At 68.0% G+C, this 23,959-nt stretch carries 22 protein-coding genes; 11 read left to right on the top strand and 11 right to left on the bottom strand.

Features of this window, described 5'->3' with window-relative positions; all coding sequences use genetic code 11:
- Window positions 1-125 precede the first annotated feature (125 nt).
- On the bottom strand, window positions 126-917 hold the full coding sequence (locus tag AB0L70_RS29705) for an alpha/beta hydrolase (RefSeq protein ID WP_363689925.1): 792 nt from the start codon (window positions 915-917) through the stop codon (window positions 126-128).
- Window positions 914-1,495, bottom strand: coding sequence for a dihydrofolate reductase family protein (locus AB0L70_RS29700; protein WP_363689923.1), 582 nt, complete (start codon window positions 1,493-1,495; stop codon window positions 914-916). The genes AB0L70_RS29705 and AB0L70_RS29700 overlap by 4 nt, the downstream gene beginning before the upstream one ends.
- Before the next feature lie 219 nt (window positions 1,496-1,714).
- Here AB0L70_RS29700 and AB0L70_RS29695 point away from each other — a divergent pair, with 219 nt between their 5' ends.
- The 7 genes from AB0L70_RS29695 (at window position 1,715) to AB0L70_RS29665 (ending at window position 7,885) form a co-directional block, all read left to right on the top strand.
- A complete protein-coding gene (locus AB0L70_RS29695; RefSeq protein ID WP_363689921.1) occupies window positions 1,715-3,121 on the top strand; it encodes a PLP-dependent aminotransferase family protein in 1,407 nt (468 codons plus the stop codon).
- Window positions 3,122-3,156: 35 nt separating this feature from the next.
- Window positions 3,157-3,537, top strand: coding sequence for a RidA family protein (locus AB0L70_RS29690; protein ID WP_363689919.1), 381 nt, complete (start codon window positions 3,157-3,159; stop codon window positions 3,535-3,537).
- Between the two features lie 156 nt (window positions 3,538-3,693).
- Window positions 3,694-4,383: a PEP/pyruvate-binding domain-containing protein gene (locus AB0L70_RS29685; RefSeq protein WP_363689917.1), complete on the top strand. Its 690-nt coding sequence runs from the start codon at window positions 3,694-3,696 to the stop codon at window positions 4,381-4,383.
- Entirely contained in the window at window positions 4,380-5,228 is an 849-nt protein-coding gene (locus tag AB0L70_RS29680; protein ID WP_363689915.1) for a universal stress protein, read from the top strand. The genes AB0L70_RS29685 and AB0L70_RS29680 overlap by 4 nt, the downstream gene beginning before the upstream one ends.
- Window positions 5,229-5,473: 245 nt before the next feature.
- A complete protein-coding gene (locus AB0L70_RS29675; RefSeq protein WP_363689913.1) occupies window positions 5,474-6,022 on the top strand; it encodes a hypothetical protein in 549 nt (182 codons plus the stop codon).
- A gap of 134 nt (window positions 6,023-6,156) precedes the next feature.
- Window positions 6,157-7,077 (top strand): universal stress protein, encoded by a 921-nt coding sequence (locus tag AB0L70_RS29670; RefSeq protein WP_363689911.1) that lies wholly within the window; start codon window positions 6,157-6,159, stop codon window positions 7,075-7,077.
- A 154-nt stretch (window positions 7,078-7,231) separates the two neighbouring features.
- On the top strand, window positions 7,232-7,885 hold the full coding sequence (locus AB0L70_RS29665; protein ID WP_363689909.1) for a response regulator transcription factor: 654 nt from the start codon (window positions 7,232-7,234) through the stop codon (window positions 7,883-7,885).
- 48 nt (window positions 7,886-7,933) lie between these two features.
- On the opposite strand, the gene AB0L70_RS29660 is transcribed toward AB0L70_RS29665, so the two are convergent.
- The gene (locus tag AB0L70_RS29660) at window positions 7,934-8,458 is read right to left on the bottom strand and encodes a flavodoxin domain-containing protein (RefSeq protein WP_363689907.1); all 525 of its coding nucleotides are present in this window, start codon (window positions 8,456-8,458) and stop codon (window positions 7,934-7,936) included.
- 196 nt (window positions 8,459-8,654) lie between these two features.
- On the opposite strand from AB0L70_RS29660, the gene AB0L70_RS29655 reads away from it, so the two are divergent.
- Complete coding sequence (locus AB0L70_RS29655) at window positions 8,655-11,195, top strand: GNAT family N-acetyltransferase (RefSeq protein ID WP_363689905.1); 2,541 nt, start codon at window positions 8,655-8,657, stop codon at window positions 11,193-11,195.
- 20 nt (window positions 11,196-11,215) lie between these two features.
- On the opposite strand, the gene AB0L70_RS29650 is transcribed toward AB0L70_RS29655, so the two are convergent.
- The 7 genes from AB0L70_RS29650 to AB0L70_RS29620 all read right to left on the bottom strand — a co-directional run bounded on the left by AB0L70_RS29650 (window position 11,216) and on the right by AB0L70_RS29620 (window position 20,686).
- Window positions 11,216-11,572: a hypothetical protein gene (locus tag AB0L70_RS29650; RefSeq protein ID WP_363689903.1), complete on the bottom strand. Its 357-nt coding sequence runs from the start codon at window positions 11,570-11,572 to the stop codon at window positions 11,216-11,218.
- Window positions 11,569-12,552: a hypothetical protein gene (locus tag AB0L70_RS29645; RefSeq protein WP_363689901.1), complete on the bottom strand. Its 984-nt coding sequence runs from the start codon at window positions 12,550-12,552 to the stop codon at window positions 11,569-11,571. The genes AB0L70_RS29650 and AB0L70_RS29645 overlap by 4 nt, the downstream gene beginning before the upstream one ends.
- Before the next feature lie 98 nt (window positions 12,553-12,650).
- Complete coding sequence (locus AB0L70_RS29640; RefSeq protein ID WP_363689899.1) at window positions 12,651-14,396, bottom strand: GAF domain-containing protein; 1,746 nt, start codon at window positions 14,394-14,396, stop codon at window positions 12,651-12,653.
- Window positions 14,397-14,418: 22 nt separating this feature from the next.
- Entirely contained in the window at window positions 14,419-14,877 is a 459-nt protein-coding gene (locus AB0L70_RS29635; RefSeq protein ID WP_363689897.1) for a pyridoxamine 5'-phosphate oxidase family protein, read from the bottom strand.
- A 117-nt stretch (window positions 14,878-14,994) separates the two neighbouring features.
- The gene (locus AB0L70_RS29630) at window positions 14,995-16,188 is read right to left on the bottom strand and encodes an acetate kinase (RefSeq protein ID WP_363689895.1); all 1,194 of its coding nucleotides are present in this window, start codon (window positions 16,186-16,188) and stop codon (window positions 14,995-14,997) included.
- On the bottom strand, window positions 16,185-18,254 hold the full coding sequence (gene pta, locus AB0L70_RS29625; RefSeq protein ID WP_363689893.1) for a phosphate acetyltransferase: 2,070 nt from the start codon (window positions 18,252-18,254) through the stop codon (window positions 16,185-16,187). Before pta ends, AB0L70_RS29630 begins: the two co-directional genes overlap by 4 nt.
- Window positions 18,255-18,301: 47 nt before the next feature.
- A complete protein-coding gene (locus AB0L70_RS29620) occupies window positions 18,302-20,686 on the bottom strand; it encodes a phosphoketolase family protein (RefSeq protein ID WP_363689891.1) in 2,385 nt (794 codons plus the stop codon).
- Between the two features lie 185 nt (window positions 20,687-20,871).
- On the opposite strand from AB0L70_RS29620, the gene AB0L70_RS29615 reads away from it, so the two are divergent.
- From AB0L70_RS29615 to AB0L70_RS29605, 3 genes are all read left to right on the top strand, one after another.
- Entirely contained in the window at window positions 20,872-21,789 is a 918-nt protein-coding gene (locus tag AB0L70_RS29615; RefSeq protein WP_363689889.1) for a universal stress protein, read from the top strand.
- Between the two features lie 90 nt (window positions 21,790-21,879).
- Window positions 21,880-22,449, top strand: coding sequence for a hypothetical protein (locus tag AB0L70_RS29610; protein ID WP_363689887.1), 570 nt, complete (start codon window positions 21,880-21,882; stop codon window positions 22,447-22,449).
- Window positions 22,449-23,054, top strand: coding sequence for a hypothetical protein (locus AB0L70_RS29605; protein WP_363689885.1), 606 nt, complete (start codon window positions 22,449-22,451; stop codon window positions 23,052-23,054). The genes AB0L70_RS29610 and AB0L70_RS29605 overlap by 1 nt, the downstream gene beginning before the upstream one ends.
- Window positions 23,055-23,270: 216 nt before the next feature.
- Here AB0L70_RS29605 and AB0L70_RS29600 read toward each other — a convergent pair.
- A partial coding sequence (locus AB0L70_RS29600) for a hypothetical protein (protein ID WP_363689883.1) occupies window positions 23,271-23,959 on the bottom strand: 689 nt, incomplete at its 5' end.

Raw genomic sequence — 23,959 nt, 5'->3', positions numbered from 1 at the left:
CCCTTGGTGCACATCCCCCTCGGTGCGTGCCCCTACCCCCGTGCAGCCGCACCTCACCTTCGAGCATGCCAGTCACTGCCTGTGTTGGCGAGAGCTCGCGCCGCCGGACACCTCCTACCCAACGGTCAGGAAGGTTGTGTGCGTCTCACGAAGTCGGCCAGGACTGTGGCGACGTCTTCGGCGTCGAGGGCGCCATGTGCCTGGCCTTGGAGGACTTGCAGGGTGCTGTGGGGGATGGCAGCGGCGACGACCTTTGCGGCGGATTGCATGCGGGGTGCGCTGTTGGAGCCGTAAAGGATCAAAGTCGGGATGGAGATCGTGTTGAGCCGGGCGTCGGGGATCGGGCCGGGGCCGACGATGGCGGCTTCGTAGACGAGGGTGTGCGCGATCGACTCGAGATGCGGCCAGGAGGGATCGGCCTTCATGCCGGCGACGACCTCGACGGGGAGCTCGGCACCTTGGACGAGAAACTGCTCGACCGCTTCACCGCGCCGTCCTGATCGGACCAGTGCGTCCAGTTCCTCCGCGGTCGGCAGTGGTCCGCGATCCGCAACGACGTAAGGCGGTTCGAAGACGACGAGGTGGGTGATGGCCGACCCCGCGGCGGCTGCTTCGAGGGCCAGCGAACCGCCGGACGACCCGCCGAACACAACGGCCCGACCGCCGGCCGCTGCGATCAGGGCGTCCAGGTCCTCGACCTCTCGTTGGGGTGCGTACGGCGCGGTGTCGCCGCTGTCGCCTCGTCCGCGCCGGTCGTAGAGGTAGGTGGTGAACTGGCCGGCCATGGCGTTCGCGAGGCCGGTCATCATCGCGTCCTTGCGGTCGGAGAAGGCGCCGGCGACGAGGATCACGGCCGGGCCGGAGCCGGCCCGGTCGTAGGCGATCGTCGTACCGTCGCTTGCGGTGACGGTGTTCATGGCGTGCGGTTCGCCGGGCGATAGATGAGCAGTTGTACGTCGGGGCCGGCCTTGCGCGTTTCCACCAGGGCGAGGTCGGTCGGTGTGGCGCCGTCCTGGAAGAGCTTCTTGCCCTGGCCGAGGACAACGGGATGCACCATCAGGCGGTACTCGTCGACGAGGTCCGCGGCGCGCAGGGCCGCTACCAGCGTGGCGCTGCCGGCGACCAGAATGTCGCCCTCGTACTGCTTCTTGAGCTCCGCAACGATGTCGGCGAGGTCACCCGAGGCGATGGTGGAGTTCTTCCAGTTCGCTTCTGTCAGCGTGGTCGAGACGACGACCTTCGGCATGCTGTTCATCTTCGCGCCGAAGTCACCGGCGGCCTCCTCCATCCCCGGCCAGGCGGCGGCGAACGCCTCGTAGGTCACGCGGCCCAGGAGTTGTACGTCGCTCGCCATCAACTCCTCGTACTTGAACCGCTGTCCGTCGTCGGCCGGGAACCGGAAGGTCCAGCCGCCGAAGCTCGTGCCCTCGCCACCGCCTGGATCCTCGATGACTCCGTCGAGCGAAATGAACTCGCTGACCGCGACCTTTCCCATGGTCCGTTCCTTTCTCTGGATGTTGCTGTGGTCAAGAACCTAGGTCGGAGCCACCGGGGCTGATGAGATCCAATTCAGGCCCTGGATCGTGATCCACTCCGGGCCCCGACAGTTGCGGCGTGCATCGGGCGCTGGTCTGGTTGGGCGCTGTGAGGGTGCTTGTTTCGTTCATGTTTTGACGCTAGAAGCGCCAGGTGGACCACGATATGGTCCAATGTCATGGCTATCCAGTGGTCCGGTTTGGGTCCGGCCTTGCTGCTGTCGCTGGATCGGTCGCGGCCGGAGCCGTTGCGGGTGCAGCTGGAGACCGGCCTCCGGGAGGCGATCCGCGGCGGTCGCCTGCCGGTCGGTGAGCGGCTCCCGTCCAGCAGAGAGCTGGCAAGAACGCTCGGTGTTTCCCGTGGTCTGGTTCAGGAGTGCTTCGGTCAGCTACAGGCGGAGGGATACCTCACCACCCAGGTGGGATCAGCTACGCGGGTGGCCGCGAGCGCGCACACGTCGCCCGACGTACACGCCCCGGCGCCTGCTCCGGAGCCGCGGTTGCTGGCGGATTTCCTCCCAGCTGTCCCGGACCTCGCGTCCTTCCCCCGTACGGATTGGGCTTGGGCGGTGCAGCAGGCCTGCCGGGACGCTCCCAACGCTGCCCTGGGGTACGACGATCACCGGGGGAGCGGCGTACTGCGCAGCGTCCTGGCCGGCTACCTGTCCCGCGTCCGCGGAGCGGCGGCATCGCCCGACCGCCTGGTCGTGTGTGCGGGTTTCTGTCAGGGGCTGAACCTGGTCCTGAAGGCGTTGGCAGACAAGGGCATCACCAAGATCGCGTTCGAAGATCCTGGCTATGACGAGACGAGCACGCTCGCCATGGCCTGGGCGGGACTGACGGACCTTATCCGGGTGCCCGTTGATTCGCAGGGGATCGATGTCGCCGCGTTGCGGGCCAGCGGCGCACAGGCGGTAGTCATCACCCCAGCGCACCAGTGGCCCACCGGGGTGGTCCTCTCACCTGAACGACGGCATGCCTTGGTGGACTGGGCGACCAGTAGCGACGGGTGGATCATCGAGGACGACTACGACGCGGAATTTCGCTACGACCGCGAGCCGGTCGGCGTCGTCCAGGGTCTCGCTCCCGACCGGGTATTCGCGGTGGGCACGGTGAGCAAATCGCTCGCTCCCGCTGTCCGGCTCGGCTGGGTTCTCTGTCCTTCAACCGTGCTTGAAGCAGTGGCCGACCAGAAGAACGCGCTCGATCGCGGCTGTCCGGGAATCGACCAACTTGCGCTCGCGCGGTTGATGGAGTCCGGTCGCTACGACCGGCACCTGCGCAGAGTTCGCGCTATGTACGGCGCCCGTCGGACAGTCTTGCTGGATGCCTTGGCGGAGTATGCGAAGGGGATGCCGGTCACGGGACTCGCCGCCGGCTTCCACGCCGTCGCCCATCTCCCGGCCGACTTCGACGAGATCGAAGTACGAGCGGCCGCCCGAGCCCGGTCGGTGGGGTTGTACGGGATGAGCACGCAACGATCGAACCGGGCCACGACCCCTGGTCAACTCATCCTTGGCTTCGGCAACGTCAGCGACCGATCCATCTGCTCCGGAATCGCAAAGATCGCTGACCTCCTCATCTAGTGCTGCCGGAATGTGGAAGAAACGAGAGGACCGTCATGGCACGTCAGATCATCACCGCCGCCAACGCGCCGAGTTCGCCGCTCTACAGCCAGGGAGTCAAAGCCGGGCCCTATGTCATCGTCTCCGGAACCGTCGGAATCGACCCGAGCACCGGCAGCATCGCCGATGACACGATCCAAGGTCAGACACGACAGGCGCTCAAGAACTGTGAGGCCATCCTCAACGCCGGTGGCGCCGGCCTGGACGACATCCTCGAGGTAGGCATACTGCTCACGGACCCCGGGGACTTCGCAGGCCTGAACGAGGAGTACGCGCGGTGGTTCGGGTCGGAGCCGCCGACTCGTTACGTCGCCAAGCTCGGCGTCGATGTACCCGGACTGCTCGTCTCGATCCGGATGACGGCGTACGTCGAGTAACGCCGATCGCGAGGGCGCGTACTCGAGCACGAGGACCTGCGCCGTCGGAAGAGGGGACCTTCGACTCTGCAGGCGTCTCCGTCAGACCTGTCGAATGAGAGCAGGAATCAACCGACAAGCCGAAGCTGTTGCCGGTTCGCTCTGACAGGAGGAGACATGAACAGCAAGAACGTGATCCGACTGGACGGTGCCACCGGGATCGCTGCGGAGCAGGTCGGTCAGAGGAGCGCTCGACTGGCTGAGCCGGCTCGGGAGGGGATCCGGGGCCCGGAGAGCTTCGCGGTGACTGCGACGGCGTACCGGGAGTTCGTTCGCGAAGCCGGCCTGGTCCCGGTGATCGCACGAGAGATTCGGCGCTACCGGGCCGGGCGGGACGTGGTCGTGGTCGCCGCCGAGATCCGCACCGCGTTCTGCGAGGCATCGTTGCCCTCGGCATTGACCGCCGAGATTCTCGCCGCGTATGAGGAACTGGGTGGTGACGGCACGGAGGTTGCTGTGCGCAACAGCCCGACAGGAACGCAGCCCGACGTGGTCGACCAGGCCTTCCTCCATCTGTGCACCGGCGCGGACGTGCTCGCGGCCTGTCGGCGGTGCTTCGCCTCGCTGTTCAGTGCTGTTGCCGTCAGCAACCGAGAGCAACAGGGCGTGGATCACCTGGCGACTGCCATGCCGGTCATTGTCCAGCGGATGGTGCGCGCAGGTCTGGGGCGCTCGGCAACGGTCCGTGACAAGACCTACTTGGTCGACGTGCACCCGCGGGCGCTGCCCGCCGCAACCATCGACGGTCCGGCCCGAGCCGTTCGGATTGTCCATCCCGTTCGAGCCAAGGAAGGGAACAGGCAATGAAGAAGTACATCCTCGTGGGTGTCGACGACACCCCGGAGAGTCAGCTCGCGCTGCACTGGGCCGTCGAGGCGGCCGAGGGGCGCCGATCGGCGGTCCGGGTCGTCCGGGCCTACTTGAACGAGCTCAGCCGGTGGCCGGCACTCGGTGTCGAGGGCTACGTGCCACCGCCGATGCCGCTGGACGAGTACCAGGCCGAGCTCGACGACGCGGTGGAGTACGCGCGGGACCGGCTCGGAGACCACGATGCGTCCGGGTGGCTGGCGGAGTCCGATCCGGCCAACGCGATTCTCATCGAGGCAGAGCAGGCCGAGATGGTGGTCCTGGGGACCAGATCACGGAACAAGATGTCGGCCGCCGTGCTCGGCTCGGTGGCGACGTCGGTCGCAGCCAAGGCACCGTGTCCGGTGGTCGTGATGCGCGGTGAGCGCCGTACCGGATCCGTGGTCGTGGGCACCGACGGCTCGCCGGACTCGGACGAGGCACTGGCCTTCGCGTTCGAGGAATCGGCCCGGTCCGGCAACGACCTGATCGTCACCCACTGCTGGCACCCGCAGATTCAGCACGCCGCGGCGATCGCGAGTACCCATCGGATGCTGATGGCCTGGTTGGCGGAGAGCCTCGAGCCGTATCGGGCGAAGTATCCGACGGTGACGGTGACGGCTTCGGTGCTCGAAGGGCGTACGAGCGCCCTGCTGGTCGCGCTGTCCGACCAGGCCTCGCTGGTGGTGGTGGGATCCCGTGGCCGTGGCGGCGTCGCCGGCTTGCTGCTGGGTTCGGTCAGTCAGAGTCTCCTGCACCACGCGGACTCGCCTGTCGCGATCGTCCGCCGGCACGAGATCCGCTGACGGCCGCCAGCAGCATTTGCAGCCGCGGTCGGCGACCTGGTGTCGCGGACCGCGGCTGTTGCGCGTTCAGATCGCGGTGCAGGCGATCGGCCGGACGACCGATGGTGTGTCCACTCACGTCGTCGCAGCGGCAAGGGTCCCGAGTTGAGAGGCCGTTCGGCAGGTGGGTGAGGTGAGTAAGGCTCTAACCGGCGAGCCGGGATGGCAGCAGGATCGAGGTATCGGATTCAAAGGAAAGGGACACCATGACCACCACCTCGCACCGCTCGCCGGGTTCCACGATCACGAGTGATCGTCATCCCGTCATCACCACGATGGCCGGGCGCGCGCTCGCCGTACTGCGGATCGCCTTCGGCCTCACATTCCTGTGGGCCTTCGTCGACAAGCTGTTCGGCCTCGGCTACGCCACCCCGGCCGGCAAGGGCTGGATCGACGGCGGGGACCCGACCGCCGGCTTCCTGGGCAAGGGCACCAGCGGCCCGTTCGCGGACTTCTACCACTCGCTGGTCGGGGACTGGTGGGTCACACCGCTGTTCATGATCGCTCTGGCCGGTATCGGCCTGGCCCTCACCCTGGGAATCGGGATGCGGATCGCCGCCGTCAGCGGCACCGTGCTCTACCTGATGATGTGGACGGCAGCGCTGCCGCCGGAGACCAACCCGGTGATCGACGACCACATCCTCGGCGCCATCACCGTCATCGTCCTCGCCCTCGTTGCCGCTGGCAACGTGTGGGGCCTCGGCCGATGGTGGAGCGGTGTCGACGCAGTCCGCCGGTACCCGTGGCTGCGGTGACCCGATGACTGTCAAGCCGGCGACCCGTGGGTGTGCTCCACGGCGCCGGCTGTCTGCCGGCGGTCGTGCCGGCAGGCGGCTGACCACTCCGGCCCGGATAGCGAGACGTTGGACGTGAGAGAAAGGCGGAAGACATGAGTACATGGACGCGGACCGGGCCGGTTGTGGTCGAGGTCGATGGACGTGCGGAGAATCTGCGGGTCGTGGACTATGCGGCCGCGGAGGCGTTGCGCAGTGGCGCCGAGCTGGTGCTGGTTGCGCCGTACTCGGCGCACAGTTCGTTCTCGCCGATGATGCCGGGATATACACCGAAGCCGCCGGCCGAGCTCGCGGACGCCACGTTGCGCGTGGCGGTCGCGCATGTCCGGCACCGGGACGGCCACGCGCTCCAGTTGGCCGCGATCGCTGGTGAGGGATCGCGCACACGGGTGCTCGCACACGCGGCGCGGAACGCGCGGATGCTGGTTGTCGGCAGATCGCGTGGTCGCGGTCCGCAGCGACTGCAGAGCACGCACGCGAGCCTGACGCTGGCGAGTCGCGCAGGCTGTCCGGTGGTCGTCGTACCCGCGTCCTGGAAGCCGTCGCTGCAGGACCGCAAGGTTGCCGTCGGCATCGATGGTACGACGCTGTCGTCGGAGGCACTGGAGTTCGCCTTCGGTATGGCGGCCGGTCGAGAGGCGGAACTGGTCGTCGTGCACGCCGGTCTGCCCGCGGAGCACGCCTGGAACAACGACGACCCCGAGCATGCATGGATCAGCCGGGCAGATCACCTGCTGTCGGAGACGCTCGCCCCGTGGACGAGCCGGTTCCCGGGTGTGCGGGTGACGCGGTTCCTGAGCAGCCGTCAACCGGCCGCCGCGTTGGTGCACGAAAGCGGTGACGTCGGCCTGGTTGTCGTCGGTTCGCACGCTGGTCCGTTGCCGGTCGATCCGGTGGCGCGCCGCTCGGTGTCCGCGATGACGTGTCCGGTCGCGATCGTGCCGCATCACCAGCCCACGCTCGAGGACGACCAGGAGCACGAGCAGCGCGGCGACCTCGTCGTACCGACGCACTGACCCTGTGCCGCGACGCACGGCCAGATCCGGGCTCTCGGCAAACGTCCTGATCTGGGGGACCGATGGCCCTGGCGCAGGCCGCGCTGAGAGGACATGCTGCAAACAGGCGTGCCGGATCACGTCCGACAGGCGGGTGACGGCGAAGGAGACGGTGATGGCGATCAAGGTGTTTCTGCTGGACGATCACGAGGTCGTCCGGCTGGGACTGCACCAGCTGCTGGACGGCGAGCCGGACATCGACGTGGTCGGTGACGCCTCGACCGCGGCGGAGGCGATCGCGCGGATCCCCGCCGTACGCCCCGATGTCGCGGTCCTGGACGTGCGGTTGCCGGACGGCGACGGCATCACCGTGTGTCGCGAGATCCGCTCGTCGATGGACGATCCGCCGGCCTGCCTGATGCTCACGTCGTACTCCGACGACCAGGCACTCTTCACCGCGATCATGGCCGGCGCGGCGGGCTACCTGCTGAAGCAGATCCACGGCGACGCGCTGATCGAGGCGGTACGACGCATCGCCGCCGGCGAGTCGCTCCTGGACCCGGCGATGACGATGAAGGTGCTCGAACGACTCCGTCACCCGGTCGCCGAGGAGGATCCGAGGTATGCCGCTCTGACCGAGCAGGAACGCCGGATCCTCGCCGAGATCGCCGAAGGCAAGACCAATCGCCAGATCGCTCAATCGCTCTTCCTGGCCGAGAAGACGGTCAAGAACTACGTGTCCTCGTTGCTGCGCAAGCTGAACCTCGAGCGTCGCACCGAGGCCGCCGTGTTCGCGATCGAACACGCGAACAAGCACCCGCAACCATAGGAACGGCCGACCGAGAAGCCTCCTCGGTCGGCCGCCGGACCTCGTGGGTCAGCTTGGCGTGGTGTCCCAGGTGCGTTGGGTGGTGGAGATGGCGGCGCTGATGTCGGCTGCCCAGGCGCGGATCTTGGTCCAGTCGCGGGAGTCTCCGGACATGTTTCCCGTCGCCAGGTGACGGGCGAGGAAGCCCTTGGCGGTGGCGGGTTCGAGCCGACCGGCGAAGGTGACCGCTGGGGTGGCTCCGATCTCGCGAGCGAGGCGACGTACGGCGGGAGGCATTTCCTGGTCCTGGTCCTTGTCGGGGCCGACGGGTCCGCTGTGGAAGAGCCAGACCTGGCGGGTGCGGAGCTCGTCGGCGCAGCGCTTCAGGAACTGTCTCGCCTCGGGCCGCCAGCGGCGGAGGTAGATCGCGCTGCCGAGTACGACGGCGTCGTACGGCTCGACGGTCCGGACCTGGGTAACGTCGAGTACGTCGACCTCGTGTCCGCGCTCGCGCAGTTCGTCACTGATGACCTCGGCGATGCCGGCGGTGGCACCCATCTTGCTGGCGTAAGCAACCAATACCTTGCGTGACATGAAGACCTCCTTCTGCTCGTCTCCAGCACATCAGCTGCCGGTGCGGTCGAGGCAGTGCCGAATGACCATCGCCACCGGGCCCGAGGACCTGCGCGGCGGTCACCAAGGGGCAAAGGTCCCGCTGATGTGGGACCCAACGGCACTGGCTCGCGCGCGCGTGGCGCGGTGGGCTGGTGGAGTGTCGGAAGGAGACGTCATGACGGCGATCGATCAGGTCGTGGGTGGGCGGCCGGCCACCGGCTGGGACGTGCTGGCCTCGGACGGGTCGGTGGTCCAGATCCGTCCGCTCCGGGTGGACGACGAGCCGGCGCTCACGGCGATGAACCTGCGGGTGTCGGACCGGTCGATCTATCTGCGCTTCTTCGGGATCAGCCGGTCGTCCGCCGATGAGCAGACGCACCATCTGGTGACGGTGCACGACGGGCATGTCGCCTTGGTGGCCGAGTACGGCGATCAGCTAGTGGGTGTGGCGAGTTACGAACCGCTGAGCACGGGCGAGGCCGAGATGGCCTTCCTGGTCGAGGACTCGGTCCACGGCCGGGGGATCGGGACGCTGCTGCTGGAGCAACTCGCTGCGATGGCCCGGGAGAACGGGATCTGGCGGCTGCGAGCCGACACGCTGGTCGAGAACGTGGGAATGCTGCGCGTGTTCGCCGGCTCAGGTTTCGAACAGGTCCGCAGCATGGACAGCGGCGTCGTCGAGTTGGTGTTGGACACGGCCTACCGCCCGTCGACGCTGGAGCGGATGGCCGAGCGTGAGCGGGGTGCTGAAGACCGTTCGTTCGCCCGGCTGTTCTCGCCTCGCGGGGTGGCGGTGATCGGTGCGGGCCGGACTCCGGGCGGGGTCGGTCACGAGGTCTTGCGGAACATTGTCAGCGGCAACTTCACCGGAACCGTGTACGCCGTGAATCCGCACGCCGAGCGGGTTAGGGACCTTCCGTCGTACCCGTCGGTCGTGGATGTGCCCGGTGACGTCGATCTCGCAGTGATCGCGGTCCCGGCCGCTCAGGTACCAGCGGTGCTGACCGAGTGTGGCGCCAAGGGCGTCGGGGGAGCGGTGGTGCTGACCGCCGGCTTCTCCGAGCTGGGAGCGGCGGGGGCCGAGCTACAGCGAGAGATCCTTGAGATCGCCCGCAGCCACAGCATCCGGCTGATCGGCCCGAACTGCCTGGGACTGGTGAACACCGACCCGGCGGTCAGCCTGAACGCGACCTTTGCCGAGGGGTCACCGACGCCCGGAACGCTGGCGATCGCCGCGCAGTCGGGCGCCGTCGGCATCGCAGTGCTCGACCAGGCCGCCCGGACCGGACTCGGGATCTCCGAGTTCGTCTCGCTCGGCAACAAGGTCGATGTCAGCGGCAACGATCTGCTGCTGCACTGGTGGGGCGACGCGCGGACCGCGGTGATCGGCCTCTACCTGGAGTCGTTCGGAAATCCGCGCAAGTTCGGCGGCCTGGCCCGGCTGGTCGGCCGGACCAAGCCGATCCTGGTTGTGAAGGGTGGCCGGTCTGCGGATGGCCGGCGGGCCGGTGCCTCACACACTGCCGCGGCCGCGACCCCGGAGACCGCCGTCGACGCGCTGTTCGCGCAGTCCGGCGTACTGCGGATGGACACCGTCGAGGAACTCGTGGAGACGGCCCGGGTACTCGCGGCCCGGCCACTGCCAGGTGGCCGCCGGCTTGCCGTCGTCGGAAACGCGGGCGGTGCCGGTGTACTCGCGGCGGACGCTGCCGGTCGCCTCGGACTCGACCTACCGGAACTCAGTGAGGCCGTTCTGCGTCAGCTGGCCGCGATCGGTGCGGTGGGGAGTGGAAATCCCGTCGATCTGGGCGCGGCCGCGTCACCGCTGAGCCTCACGCAGGCTTTGAAGGTGATCGTCGACAGCGGCGAGGTCGACACCGTGCTGGTCTGCTACGCCGTCACGCGGGCCGGCCGCATCGGCGACATCTACGACGCGATCGCGAACTCGGCGGCAGAGGCCGAGCTTCCCATCGTCGTGAACTGTGTCGGTTCGGCCCATGCCGCACCGGAGATCGCGCTCGCGGACGGTCGTCGTCTCCCGGTGTTCCCCTTCCCGGAGAGCGCGGTGCGTGCCGTGGCTCATGCCGTTCGGTACGCCGAATGGCGGTCCCGGCCGCAGGGCGCCGTGCCGGTGCTGACTCGGGTTGATCCGGCCGGAACGCGAGCACTGGTCCGCCGGTTTCTCGAGCACAATCCCGACGGTGGCTGGTTGGATTCGCAGCACGTCGGTCAGCTGCTCGAGGGCGCGGGGATTCCGGTGCTGCCGGCGTACGACGAGATCTCTGCGGCGGCCGGGGACGCGCAGATGGCGCCGAGCGGGACCGAGCTGGTGATCGGCGTCGTGCGCGACCGCCTGTTCGGTCCGCTGCTGATGGCCGGCAGCGGCGGCATCCTCACCGACCTGCTGGCCGACCGCCAGTGGCGAGGCCTGCCACTCACTGACCTGGACGCCACCGAGATGGTGCATTCACTGCGCTGCGCACCGCTGCTGGCCGGTTATCGCGGTGCACAGGCCGCCGACCAGGAGGCTGTGCTCGACGTCGTCCACCGCGTCGCCTGGCTCGCTGAGCTGATACCTGAACTGGCCGAGCTCGACATCAACCCGTTGATCGCAGGCCCGTCCGGTGCCTTCGCGGTCGACGTTCGCGTGCGACTCGTCCCGGCACCACCCGAACCCGACTGGCACGCCCGCCGGATGCGCGGGCCCAACGCGTGATCGTCGGTAGTAGGCGACGGTCAGTGCGCGTTCTCGAGTGTTCGGTCGAAGCGCAGGGCGACGCGGGTCAGGGCGCGCAGCGCGGCCAGGGTTTCGGCGATCTCCTGGTGGGAGGTGGGCGGGTGGACGGTTCGGAAGAGGTCGTTGCGGAGGTCTTCGAGTCGATCGAGCAGGTGGGTGATCTCGTCGGCGACGATCGCGTCGTTCGGCTGGTTCGTGAAGGTCGGCAGGATGCGGCCGCGGTAGGCGGTGAGGGTGCATCGTGCTTCGGCCAGGCGGCGCTCTTCGACGAACCAGTCGTCGGACGCGCTGCTCTCGGCGATGCGGGAGAGTTCGGCCTCCCAGCGGTCGATCTCTTGCTGCAACGTGCCGGTCATGATTGCTCCTCGGTGGGCAGGAAGTCGGCGATCGGGCGGCGGGGCGTGGTGGTGGTGCCGGGCCGGTGGTGGCCGAAGCGGATGATCATGTGGGCGTGTCCCGGCCGCAGCGTGAGGTCTTGAACCGTACGGCGCAGGTCGTCGAACTCGAGTAGCTGGTTGAGGAACGACGCGCTGAGGCCTTCCCGGGTCGCGGTGAGCAGCACTCGCTCGAGTGCGGCGCCGGCGGCGGCCTGGTCCGCGGGCTTGTCGTAGCCGGTGGACAGTACGGTGAGATCGGGGTGGGTCTCGAAGGTGGTCTGCTCGCGGAGGTGGTCGGCGGGGCGGGTGGCCATGTCGCGGACGGCTGCCGGATAGGTGGTGGATCGCGGTCCTAGCGCCGAGCTGGGGATGCCTTCGGTCCTGCGTTCACCGCCGACCCAGTGGGCGCGCTCGGTCCGGCGCTGCCAGTCGCCGATCTCCCGCAGGTCGGTGTCGAGTACCAGGCCGAGCACGGTGTCCACCTCGGGTTCGCCGAGCCAGGTCAGCTCGGCGCCTTCGGCGTACGCCGCCTGCATCAAGGCAACGCGCATACGCTCGGACACCGGCGTGGTGTCGGAGGGACGGCGGTCGGTGTGCCGGTGCGGGATCTGGGTCGCGAGGTTGCCCAGGGTCTCGTCCGGCGTGCTCGTGGGTTCCAGGACTATGCGGGCCAGCAGGTTGGGTTCGTCGGGGTACGGCGCGAAGCCGTACCAGGTGCCGTAGCCCAGCGAGGCAGCCGCGCAGCGCAGGTTGAAGATCGCCGCGCCGGCCGAGATGCGCATCGCCCGGCCGGTGGGGTCCTCGGCCGGCAGAGTGCGCGAGCCGTCGAGGAAGAGGTCGATCACGTGACCGTTCACCTCGAACCGCCAGGGTTGGGTGTTGTGCATGCTGGGCGCGGCGATGGCCGCTGTGAGCAGGGCGTCGACGTGGGCCGCGGGCAGTTGCAGGTCCGACTTCATGGAGGGCTCCTCCCAATGGTGATACTTCAGCGTCGCGCGTGGGAGGAGGGTGGCGCTGCGGGCAAGAGTCCCGACCCAGCAGGCCGTTCGGCAGTCAGTCAGTCGCCGGTCGGCGCTCTGAACTCGACCACCGTGCCGTGCGGTGCGTTGCCGGCGATCTCGACGGTGCCGTTGACCGTTCGTGCGCGTTCGGTCAGGTTGCGCAGGCCGCTTCTGTGGTTGCCGGGCGCGATGCCGACGCCGTCGTCGGAGATCCGGGCCATGACCTCGTCCGCGCCGACCGATACCTCGACGGTGGCTTGGGATGCCTGTGCGTGACGGACGATGTTCGACAGCGATTCCCGGATGGTGGCGAGGATCTGCGGCCGGACGGGAGCTGGTACGACGGTGTCGATCGGGCCGGTGCAGATCAGCTGGGGCCGGAACCCGAGCGGTTCGGAGTACTCCGCGACCAGCGCATGCACGTCACCACGCAGTGAGCTGGTGCCGGGGGTCTGCTGGAGCTGGAAGATCGCAGCGCGGAGTTCATGGATGGTCGTGTCGATGTCATCGACTGCCTGGCTCAGTCGTTGCTGGTGTTCGGGGCGGGCGAGCCGATGCATGCCCTGCAGTTGCAGTCCGGTGGCGAAGAGCCTCTGGATGACCAGGTCGTGCAGATCCCTGGCGATCCGGTCGCGGTCCTCGAGGACCGCGAGCATCTCGCGGTCGTGTTGTGCCTGGGCGCGTTCGAGGGCCAGGGTGGCCTGCCCGGCGAACACCCGGATCAGGTCTGCGCCGTCAGAGCTGCGGGTGTTCGATCCTTGTTCCATGGCGATCACGAGCAGGCCGCCGGTGCCGGTACGGCCGGCCGGCAGTGGTGCCATCGTCGTTCGCCCGAGGTCGGCCGCTTCGGGGAACTCGGTCAGTCCGCCGGCGTCCTTCAGGAATTGGGCCAGGTCCTCGATCACGACCTGCTCGTCCCTGATCGCCGCGGTGCCGAGCACGGGAAGGTCGGCCGGGATCCGCCGGCCGATGAAGCGGTGGTACTCCTGTGGTCCGTCGACGGCGCGCACGACCAGATCGGTGCCTTCGGCAAGCAGCAACGCTGCGACCTGTGCGCCGGAGACTTCGCGGGATCGCTGCGTGATCAGCCGAAGTGCCTGCTCGGGCTCGAACTCGCCCAGCATCAGTTGGGTGATCTCAGCGGTGACCTCGTGCCAGCGCCGGCGCTGCTCGGTGTCGGCGTACAGGCGGGCGTTGTCGATGACGACCCCGGCGGCAACCGCGAGTGCTGTGACCGTGCGCTCGTCGTCCTCGGTGAAGTCCGCGCCGCCGGTCTTCTCGGTCAGGTAGAGGTTGCCGAAGGCGCGCTCGCGGGTCCGGATCGGTACGCCGAGGAAGCTCTTCATCGGTGGGTGGTTCGCCGGGAAGCCGTACGACCGCGGATGTTCGGCCAGCTCGTGCAGGCGGATCGGTTCCGGGTGCTCGATCAGCAGCCCGAGGATGCCGTGACCCTCGGGATATGGGCCGATCGCCGCAATTTCTTCGGCGCTGACGCCGTGAGTGATGAAGCGGACGAGCCGTTTGCCGTCCGGGCCGACCACGCCGAGTGCGCCGTACCGCGCGCCGGCCAGTTCGCAGGCCGCGGTGACGATGCGGTCGAGCGTGCTGTTCAGGTCGAGGTCGGCGCCGATGCCGACGACCGCGTCGAGCAGGGCCCGCAGCCGCTCCTGGGTGTCCATGATCTCGTCGACCCGGCCGAGCAGCTCCTGCAGGAGGGCGTCCAGACGTATCCGGGACAGACCGGCGTACTCCAGCGCCCCCTCGTCCCAGCTGCCTTGCTCCGCTCGCGAGCGTTCAGCCACGGCTCCAAGGTACTCCGGAAAGTTATCGCCGACGCGAACTTGCGGACCCGGGACGCTGCGCCCAGGGGAGCAGCCGCCGGCCGTGGACGGACTCGATGCCCAATCGGAGCAGGTACGGGTCGTCCATCGGCAGCCAGGAATGCAACGGGAGGCTGTGGCGAAGCGCCTCGACCTCGTCCGCGGAGACGACCGACAGGTGCCCGACAGCGGTCACTGTCCAGCCGACATGCCGCTCGAGGTCCACCTCGTCGGCCTCGAAGGCGACCACGTCGCCCCGCTCCGCGGCCCGGAACTTGTCACCGCTCGCAGTGCTGAACACGATGGTGTCGTCGTCCAGGACGAAGTTGACCAGCCGGACCGCGGGAAGCCCGCCGGACGTGTAGACGAGCCGCCCCAGCGGGACCGACCCGAGCAGCTGCAGGCAATCTGCCGGACCGACGATCTCGAGCCGGGACCGGTCGAAATGACTTTGCGTGCTCATCAGGGTCTCCCAACCGTCGACAAATCCACGATCATCCAGCCCGTCGTGCTCCAGTAGGGCCGAAGGTCCCGGACTCGCCGGGGACTGTCAGCAGGTCCCGGACATCGACTGCGGCTCTCAGTTTCCTACGACGCCGAGGGTCTCACGGGCGATCTGCCACTCCTCGTTCGTCGGAACGACGAAGACCGCGACCTCGCTGTCATCGGTGGAGATCCGGCGAGCTCCGGCCGACGGTGCGTTGTTGCGGTCCTTGTCGATGGCGATTCCCAGTCGTCCAAGGCCGTTCAGTGATGCGGCCCGAACCTCGCCCGAGTGTTCACCCACACCTGCGGTGAAGACGACGGCGTCGACTGTCTCCAGGACGGCGTAGTAGGCACCGACGTACTTGCGGATCCGGTGGCAGTAGACATCGAAGGCCAGGCCGGCGTGTTCGTCACCTTGTGCACGCAGTTGCGACAGCTCACGGAAGTCGTTCTCGCCGGCGATGCCTTTCAATCCCGAAGCGGAGTTGAGGGCATGGTCGATCTCGTCCATCGACAGGCCGAGCTCTCGGGTGAGGTACGCCGGGATCGCCGGATCGACATCACCTGAGCGCGTCCCCATCACGAGCCCCTCGAGTGGCGTCAGGCCCATCGACGTCTCGACCGACCGGCCACCTCGGACGGCTGCGGCCGAGCACCCGTTGCCGAGGTGCAGCACGATGACGTTCACGTCGGCCGGGTCGCGTCCGAGCAGCCGGGCGGTCTCGCGGGACACGAACGCGTGCGACGTCCCGTGGAAGCCGTAGCGACGGATCCCGTGATCATCTCGCCAGCGCAACGGCACAGCGTAGGTGTAGGCGGGCGGTGGCAGGGTTTGATGGAACGCCGTGTCGAACACGGCGACCTGTGGCAAGCCGGGGAACAGTTGGCGGGCGACCCGGATTCCCTCCAGGTTGGCAGGGTTGTGCAACGGGGCCAGGGGCACCAGTTCGGTCACCGCGTCGACCAGTGCGTCATCGATCAGTGCCGAGGCAGAGAACTTGGATCCGCCGTGCACGACGCGGTGGCCAACTGCCGCGAGATCGAGGCCGTCGAGTGACGGGCCGTGCGACTCGAAGGCCTCGATCGCCCCGCGCAGCGCGTCCTCGTGGCTGGGAATCGATCGCGTCGTTGCCGTCTCACCGTTCGGGCCGCGGTGGATGTGGCGGCCTTGGCTTTCCCCGATGCGTTCAGCCAGGCCGGAGGCAGCGGACTCACCGTTGCGGGCGTCGACCACGCTGTACTTGAGCGACGACGAACCGGCGTTGATGACCAGGACGTGGTCGCTCATCGGGCGGCCTGGATGGCAGTGATCGCAACGGTGTTCACGATGTCCCGTACGGTCGCACCGCGGGAGAGATCGTTGACGGGCTTGCGGAGACCTTGCAGGACCGGCCCGACCGCGACTGCGTTCGCTGACCGTTGCACGGCCTTGTAGGTGTTGTTGCCGGTGTTGAGGTCGGGGAAGATGAACACGGTCGCCCGGCCGGCCACCGGCGATCCGGGCAGCTTCGTCTTCGCTACCGCGACGTCGATCGCGGCGTCGTACTGGATCGGTCCCTCGACCGGCAGCTCCGGCGCCCGATCGCGGATGATCGCGGTTGCCTCGGACACCTTTTCGACGTCGGTTCCGGAGCCGGAGGCGCCGGTCGAGTAGGACAGCATCGCGACGCGTGGTTCGATGCCGAAGGCAACTGCCGTGGCGGCCGACGAGATCGCGATGTCGGCCAGCTGCTCGGCGGTGGGATCCGGGTTGACGGCGCAGTCGCCGTACACCAGGACCTGGTTCTGCAGGCACATGAAGAACACCGACGAGACGACGGACACGCCGGGCACGGTCTTGACGACCTCGAGGGCGGGCCGGATGGTGTGGGCCGTGGTGTGCACCGAGCCGGACACCATGCCGTCGGCGAGGCCGAGTTGGACCATCATCGTCCCGAAGTACGAGACGTCTTTGACCAGCTCGCGGGCCCGGTCGAGGTCGACGCCGCGATGCTGCCGGAGCCTGTGCAGTTCCTCCGCGAGCCGGTCGGCGAGGTGGTCGTGCTCAGGGTCGACGATCCGGGCCGCGGCGATGTCGGTGCCGAGGGCGGCGGCCTTCGCGCTGATCGTCACCGGATTCCCGAGCAGGGTCAGGTCGGCCACGCCCCGGCGGAGCAGTACGTCGGCAGCTCGGAGGATGCGCTCCTCCTCGCCTTCCGGCAGGACGATGTGCTTGCGCTGGGCAACTGCTTCGTCGATCAGCTGGTGCTCGAACATCAGCGGCGTGACCGCACTGCTGCGCGCGACCTCCAGCTGATCGAGCAGAGCGTCGCTGTCGACGTGCTGTTCGAACAACGCCGACGCCGCGTCCACCTTGCGCGGCGAGTCCTTGGTGAGCCGGCCGCGTACTGCGGTCAGTGCCGCCGACGTTGCCTGGGTGTCGAGCGTGGTCTCGAGGATGGGCAGGGTCACCCCGAGGCCGTCGATCAGTCGCTGGACCTGGGCCGGCAGGGTGAACCCACCGTTGAGAACCACCGCGGAGATCTGCGGGAAGTTGCGCGAGGCGTGCGCCATCAGGACCCCGAGGACAACCTCTGGGCGGTCTCCGGCTGTCACCACCGCAGTTCCCTCGAACAACCGGTCGAGCACGTTCGGCATGGTCATACCGGCGACGACGAGGCCGGTGACTTCTCGCGTCAGCAGGGCGGGGTCGCCGCTCAGCAGGCTGCCGTCTACCGGAGGCAGCAGGTCGGCAACAGTGGGTTGGGTCAGCAGCGGCTCCTCCGGCAGGGCGAACGCCGGTACCCCGACGCCGGCCAGCGCCGCGACGGCGTCGTCGAGATGCTTCGGGTCGACCCGGTTCGCGACGACCGCCGCGAGCGCACCATGGTTCTCCCGGAGCTCCCCGACGGCCATGTCGGCGATGGCCCGCAAGTCGTGTGGGCTGTGCTGGAATCCGTTGAGGACGAGCAGCACCGGCGTTCCCAGATTGGCGGCGATCTTCGCGTTGTAGGAGAACTCGGTCGGACTTCCTACGTCGGTGTAGTCGCTGCCGACGACGAGTACGGCGTCGGCGCGGTCGGCGACCTCGTGGTAGCGCTGCACGATCACATCGAGCGCGGCGTCGGGGTCTGCGTGCACCTCGTCGTACGTCACGCCGAGGCACTCGTCGTACGACAACTGGACAGCATCATGGGCAGTGAGGAGGTCCAGGACGTAGTCACGACCACCGTGCATCGCCGTGTCTGGACGAACGATGGGCCGGAACACCGCCACCCGTTCGACCCGGCGCGACAGTTGCTGAAGCACTCCGAGCGCGACGGTGGATTTTCCGGTGGACCCCTCTACCGACGCGATGTAGACGCTGCTCCCCATGGCTGAACCCTAACCACTGGCCGAGCCGACCCGCCGGATGGTCACCATCAGGGACCAACGGGTGCGGGTGTCCAGTGCCAGTCGCGTACCTCGGGGAGGTCCTCGCCGTGCTCGATGATGTAGGCGTGGTGCCGTGCGCGCTGGTCGGTGAGCCACTGGCGGGTGGTGACGGCCCGCTGGCCGAGGCCGGGGACGCGGTCGATCACGTCGATGGCCAGGTGGTAGCGGTCGAGGTCGTTGCGGACCACCATGTCGAACGGCGTGGTCGTGGTTCCCTCTTCCTTGTACCCGCGCACATGAAGGTTCGCGTGGTTGTGCCGCCGGTAGGTGAGGCGATGGATCAGCGACGGGTACCCGTGGTACGCGAAGATGACCGGCTTGTCGGTGGTGAAGATGGCGTCGAACTCGGCGTCGCTCAGCCCGTGCGGGTGCTCCGAGGCCGGCTGTAGACGCATCAGATCCACGACGTTGACGACCCGGATCCTGAGGTCGGGGACGTGTTCACGCAGCACGCTCACCGCGGCCAGGGTTTCGAGCGTGGGAACGTCGCCGGCACACGCCAGTACGACGTCCGGCTCGCCGGCATCGTTGCTCGCCCACTGCCAGACCCCGATACCTCGTGCACAGTGCAGGACAGCGGACTCGTGGTCCAGCCAGCTGGGTTGAGGTTGCTTGCCTGCGACAATGACATTGATGTATCCGCGACTGCGCAGACAATGGTCCGACACCGCCAGCAGGGTGTTGGTGTCCGGTGGCAGATAGACCCGGACAACCTCGGCCTTCTTGTTCACGACATGGTCGATGAAGCCGGGATCCTGATGCGAGAACCCGTTGTTGTCCTGGCGCCACACGTGCGAGGTGAGGAGATAGTTGAGGGACGGGATCGGCCGCCGCCATGCAAGTGTGCGGGAGACCTTCAGCCACTTGGCGTGCTGGTTGACCATGGAATCGACAATGTGCACGAACGCCTCGTAGCAGGAGAACCAGCCGTGCCGTCCGGTCAGCAGGTAGCCCTCGAGCCAGCCCTGGCAGGTGTGCTCGCTGAGGATCTCCATCACCCGGCCACTGACCGCGAGGTTCTCGTCGGTCGGTAGCACCTCGGCATTCCAGGCCTTGGAGGTGGCCTCGTAGATCGCGTCGAGGCGGTTGGAGGCGGTCTCGTCGGGCCCGAAGACCCGGAAGTTCTGGTGGTCGGCGTTGGCCCGCATCACGTCGCGCAGGAAGGTCCCGAGCACGCGAGTGGGCTCGTCGGGTCCGCTGCCTGGTTGCGGTACGTCGACGGCGTACTCCGACAGGGCAGGCAGGTCGAGCGCGCGAGTCAGCAGTCCACCGTTGGCATGCCGGGTGGAACCCATCCGGCGGTCTCCGGGCGGGACCTGGTCAGTCAATTCGGCGACCGGCATGCCTTCGGCGTCGAACAGCTCCTCGATCCGGTAGCTACGCATCCACGCCTCCAGCATGGCGAGGTGCTCTGGCGAGGTTCGTACGCCGGCCAGCGGGACCTGGTGGGCCCGCCAGGTTCCCTCGACGGGTACGCCGTCGACGTCTCGCGGACCGGTCCAGCCCTTGGGTGTTCGCAAGACGATCATCGGCCACGGCCGGCGAGGGACGTCGGGGAGTGCGCGGGCCTCGGCCTGGATGTCCGCGATCTCGTCCAGTACCGCGTCGAGTGTGGCGGCGAGGTTCTGGTGGACAAGCTCAGGATCGTGACCCTCGACCAGGTACGGCCGGTGGCCGTATCCCTCGAGCAGGCTGGTGAGTTCTTCGTCGCCGATCCGGGCGAGGACGGCCGGGTTCGCGATCTTGTAGCCGTTCAGGTGCAGGATCGGCAGCACCGCGCCGTCGGTGCGCGGATCGAGGAACTTGTTGGAATGCCAGGACGCCGCGAGCGGCCCGGTCTCGGCCTCACCGTCGCCGATCACACACGCGACCACCAGGTCCGGGTTGTCCAGCGCGGCGCCGTACGCGTGGCTGAGGGAGTAGCCGAGTTCGCCGCCCTCGTGGATCGAGCCGGGCAGCTCCGGAGCGACATGACTGGGGATCCCGCCGGGGAAGGAGAACTGGCGGAACAGCGTCTGCATGCCTGCGGCGTCGCGGGTCACGTCGGGGTAGGTGTCGGTGTAGCTGCCTTCGAGCCAGGTGTTCGCCGCGATCGCGGGGCCACCATGGCCGGGTCCGATCACGTACATCATCGACAGGTCGCGCTGCTTGATCGCCCGGTTGAGGTGGGCGTACAGGAGGTTCAGGCCGGGAGTCGTTCCCCAATGGCCGAGCAGCCGTGGCTTGATGTGCTCCGGCCGTAGCGGCTCGGTCAGCAAGGCGTTGTGCATGAGGTAGATCTGGCCGACCGACAGGTAGTTCGCGGCTCGCCAGTACGCGTTGATCGCCTGCAGTTCGACGCTGTCGAGTGGCTTTTCCAGCAGTTGACGCATGGGTGACTCCCGATCGTTGGTGCAGGTCACCGTCAGCCTCGCCCACACCACACCTGACCGCACCGGGCATCGGTCCCGAGCCGACGGGCCTTTCGGCACCCAGGCAGGGGACCGGCGGGCTCTGCCTCCGATCGGCTTCCGCGGGACACGATCGGAGCAGACATCCCGAACCGGAAGGAATCACCGTGACCTCGACCACGCGGTCGCCCGAAACCGCCCCAGCTGCTACTGGTCCGGTCGTGGTCGAAGTCGACGGATCGGCTGAAGGGCTGCGCGTGATCGACTACGCCTGCACGGAGGCTGTCCGCGACGATGCCGAGCTGGTTCTCCTGGCCGCGCATCAGGCCTCGGACGTGGCCGCCGGTGAGGAGCGCCAGCCGTCGGCCGAGCGGGCCCGTGAATCCTTGCGGGTCGCCGTTGCTCATACTCGCCGGCAGATCGGTGACGCCCTCGAGGTGACAGTGATCTGCGAGTCGGGATCGCGGATCAAGGTGTTGTCCGCGGCGGCCGACGGTGCCCGTGCCTTGGTCATCGGGCGCTCGCGGCATCGCGGTCCTGAACGCTTGATCGCTGCTCGGAGCAACCTTCTTCTGGCCCGCCGCAGCGACTGCCCGCTGATCGTCGTACCAGGCTCGTGGAAGGCGGCCCCGTCGCAACGCGATGTCGCTGTCGGCGTCGACGGTACTGCGCTGTCGTCCGAGGCGGTCGGGTATGCGTTCGGCGCGGCAGGTGCTCGTGGCGGGAACCTGGTTGCGGTTCATGCCGCTCCACGCCACTCGCTTCCCGACGGCCTGTGGATCCGCACGGCGGAGTCCGCGCTTGCCGAAATGCTCGGACGATGGTCCTCGGAGTACCCCGAGGTGAAGGTGACGCGGTACCTGACGTGTCGGCCGGTCGTCGCGGCGCTGTTACACAAGTCCCGAGAGGTCAGCTTGGTGGTTCTTGGCGCGCACGCGGGCATCGTCCCGATCGGCGATCCCATCGCTCGCCGGGCGATGGCTGTCGTCTCCGGCCCGGTCGCGATCGTGCCACACCGTGCTGCGCACGGGAATCAGCACACAGAACCGCGTTCCGTCGAGGACCTCGTCACAACGGTGAACTGACCTACCATGCCTACGTACTCGCGGCTGAGCCCGCCAACCTGGCTGCGACATCTAGGCCGGGTGTGCGCATTCGCGGCGGCAGCAGTGTTCTTGACCTCCAGGTACCGTCCCTGGCATCTGCGGTGGGGATCGACGGACGCCGAGGTTCACGAGCCATTGCCCGGAGATGAGGTCGTAGACGCACCCACCTTCGCGGCGACCCGCGCGGTGACGATCGAGGCGACTCCCGAAGCTGTCTGGCCGTGGATAGTCCAGCTCGGCTTCGACCGGGCCGGGTGGTACAGCTACGACCTGCTCGACAACCTCGGCCACAGGAGCGCGGTGCGCATCGACCAATCGCTGCAGAATGTCCGGGTCGGTGATCTTGTGCCTCTCGGGCCGGGTGGCGGAGGTCTGTACGTGAAGGATCTGGATCCCGGCAGGTGGTTGCTCTGGGGCGACAAGGCCGGGCATACGACCTGGCTGTGGTACCTGGAGCCGGTCGGATCAGAAGGCAGCCGGTTGCGCACCAGAGTCCGCACCCACTACCGCTGGACGCATCCGACCATCCTGTTCAGCCTTCTCCTGGTCGAGCCCTTCGACTTTCCGATGATGCGCAAGTGCATGCTCGGCATCAAACAACGGGCCGAGACCGTCCCGCATTCTGGTGTGGAAGCGTGATGTCGACACCGGAGTCCGGGATCGAGTTGTTCTGGCTTCCGCTCGGGGCCGGTGGGCGGTCGGTGCGGTGGAACGGACGGGTACTGGAAACGCTGGCCTCGTGGCGCGATCATCGCTCCGCGGCGGACCTGTACCACTCCGCACTGCAGGTGCACGCCCGAGGACAACGGTTCGTGATCGAGATGACGCCGGTCTGGAGCAGCGACCAGGCCGACCGGGGTGTGGTTTGCGAAGGCCCAGTAGGTCTGGCTTGGCTCGGCCGATCGCGGTACTTCCGCTACGAGGTCCGCTGCTGGCAGGGAGGTCAGATTCCGGATATCGCGGAGGCCGTGGCCGGCTCGGGCTGGGTGAGCCAGGACGAACTTCGTGCCGCCTCGCTGATCGACCTCATCCCGTCGGTCCCGCCTCTTGTCTGGGGACGGGATCAACTGGGCGCGGGTGACATGTGGAACTCGAACTCACTGACCGCCTGGCTGCTCGCCCGAACCGGTCACGACCTCACCACGATCCACCCACCCGTCGGCGGCCGCGCCCCCGGTTGGAACGCAGGCCTGATCCTCGCAACCAGACAGGAACGCGCGGCCACGACTGTGCAACCTATGTAGAGCCCGTACGACGGCACCGGGAACAGTTGCGTCCACCAGCCGTTGCGTTGCGGCCGAGAAGCACCAGACCTGAGTCCACCCCGATCGCGGGGATGGCGACCCGGATCGGGGTGGAGTTCCGCATCGGTGCCGGCTGCTCGCGTCCCTGGTGGGGTGAGGGCCGGGACGGTTCGCGGGAGGGCGCCGAGCGGAGTCCTCGGTTGGGTGTTCCAGTTTCTATTGCGGTGGTGTGCCTCGATCGGCCCACCGTGGTGATTGGCGCAGCGGTTCGCGGTCCGAGGTCGGCTGCGACCGGTCCGGACTGAGTCGGCCCCTCGCCCGACTCACTCGCACAGCCGACCGCCGCCCGGCGATCGCGACCTGCAGAACCGCTGCGCCGGTCCTCAGGAGGGGCCGGTGTCGATCCAACCGAACCACGGCGCGGTCGGCGGCTCGATGAGCCAGATCAACGGGCCGGACGCATCGCCTGTGTTGACAGGGCCTTGTGGGGTCTTGGTGACCTGGGGCGGTCTGGGGGAGACCGTCGGCACGGGTGGTGAGGTGGGCGGCGACGTCGGAGGTGAGGTGGGGGGAGACGTTGGTGGTGAGGTGGGCGGCGACGTCGGCGGGCTCGTCGGGGGAGAAGTAGGCGGCGACGTCGGGGGCGACGTTGGCGGGGAGGTTGGGGGCGTGGTGGGCGGTGTCGTCGGTGGCGTGGTCGGAGGTGTCGTGGGCGGGGTCGTCGGTGGGGTGGTTGGCGGCGTGGTCGGGGGAGTCGTGGGTGGGGTGGTGGGGGGAGTTGTCGGTGGGGTGGTGGGGGGAGTTGTCGGTGGGGTGGTGGGGGGAGTTGTCGGTGGGGTGGTGGGTGGCGTTGTCGGTGGCGTGGTGGGCGGTGTCGTCGGTATATCGGTAGAGCGTGGTGTAGG

The sequence above is a fragment of the Kribbella sp. NPDC051952 genome, from assembly GCF_040680855.1.
Lineage (GTDB): Bacteria > Actinomycetota > Actinomycetes > Propionibacteriales > Kribbellaceae > Kribbella.
This window is presented reverse-complemented; position numbering and strand designations above follow the sequence as displayed.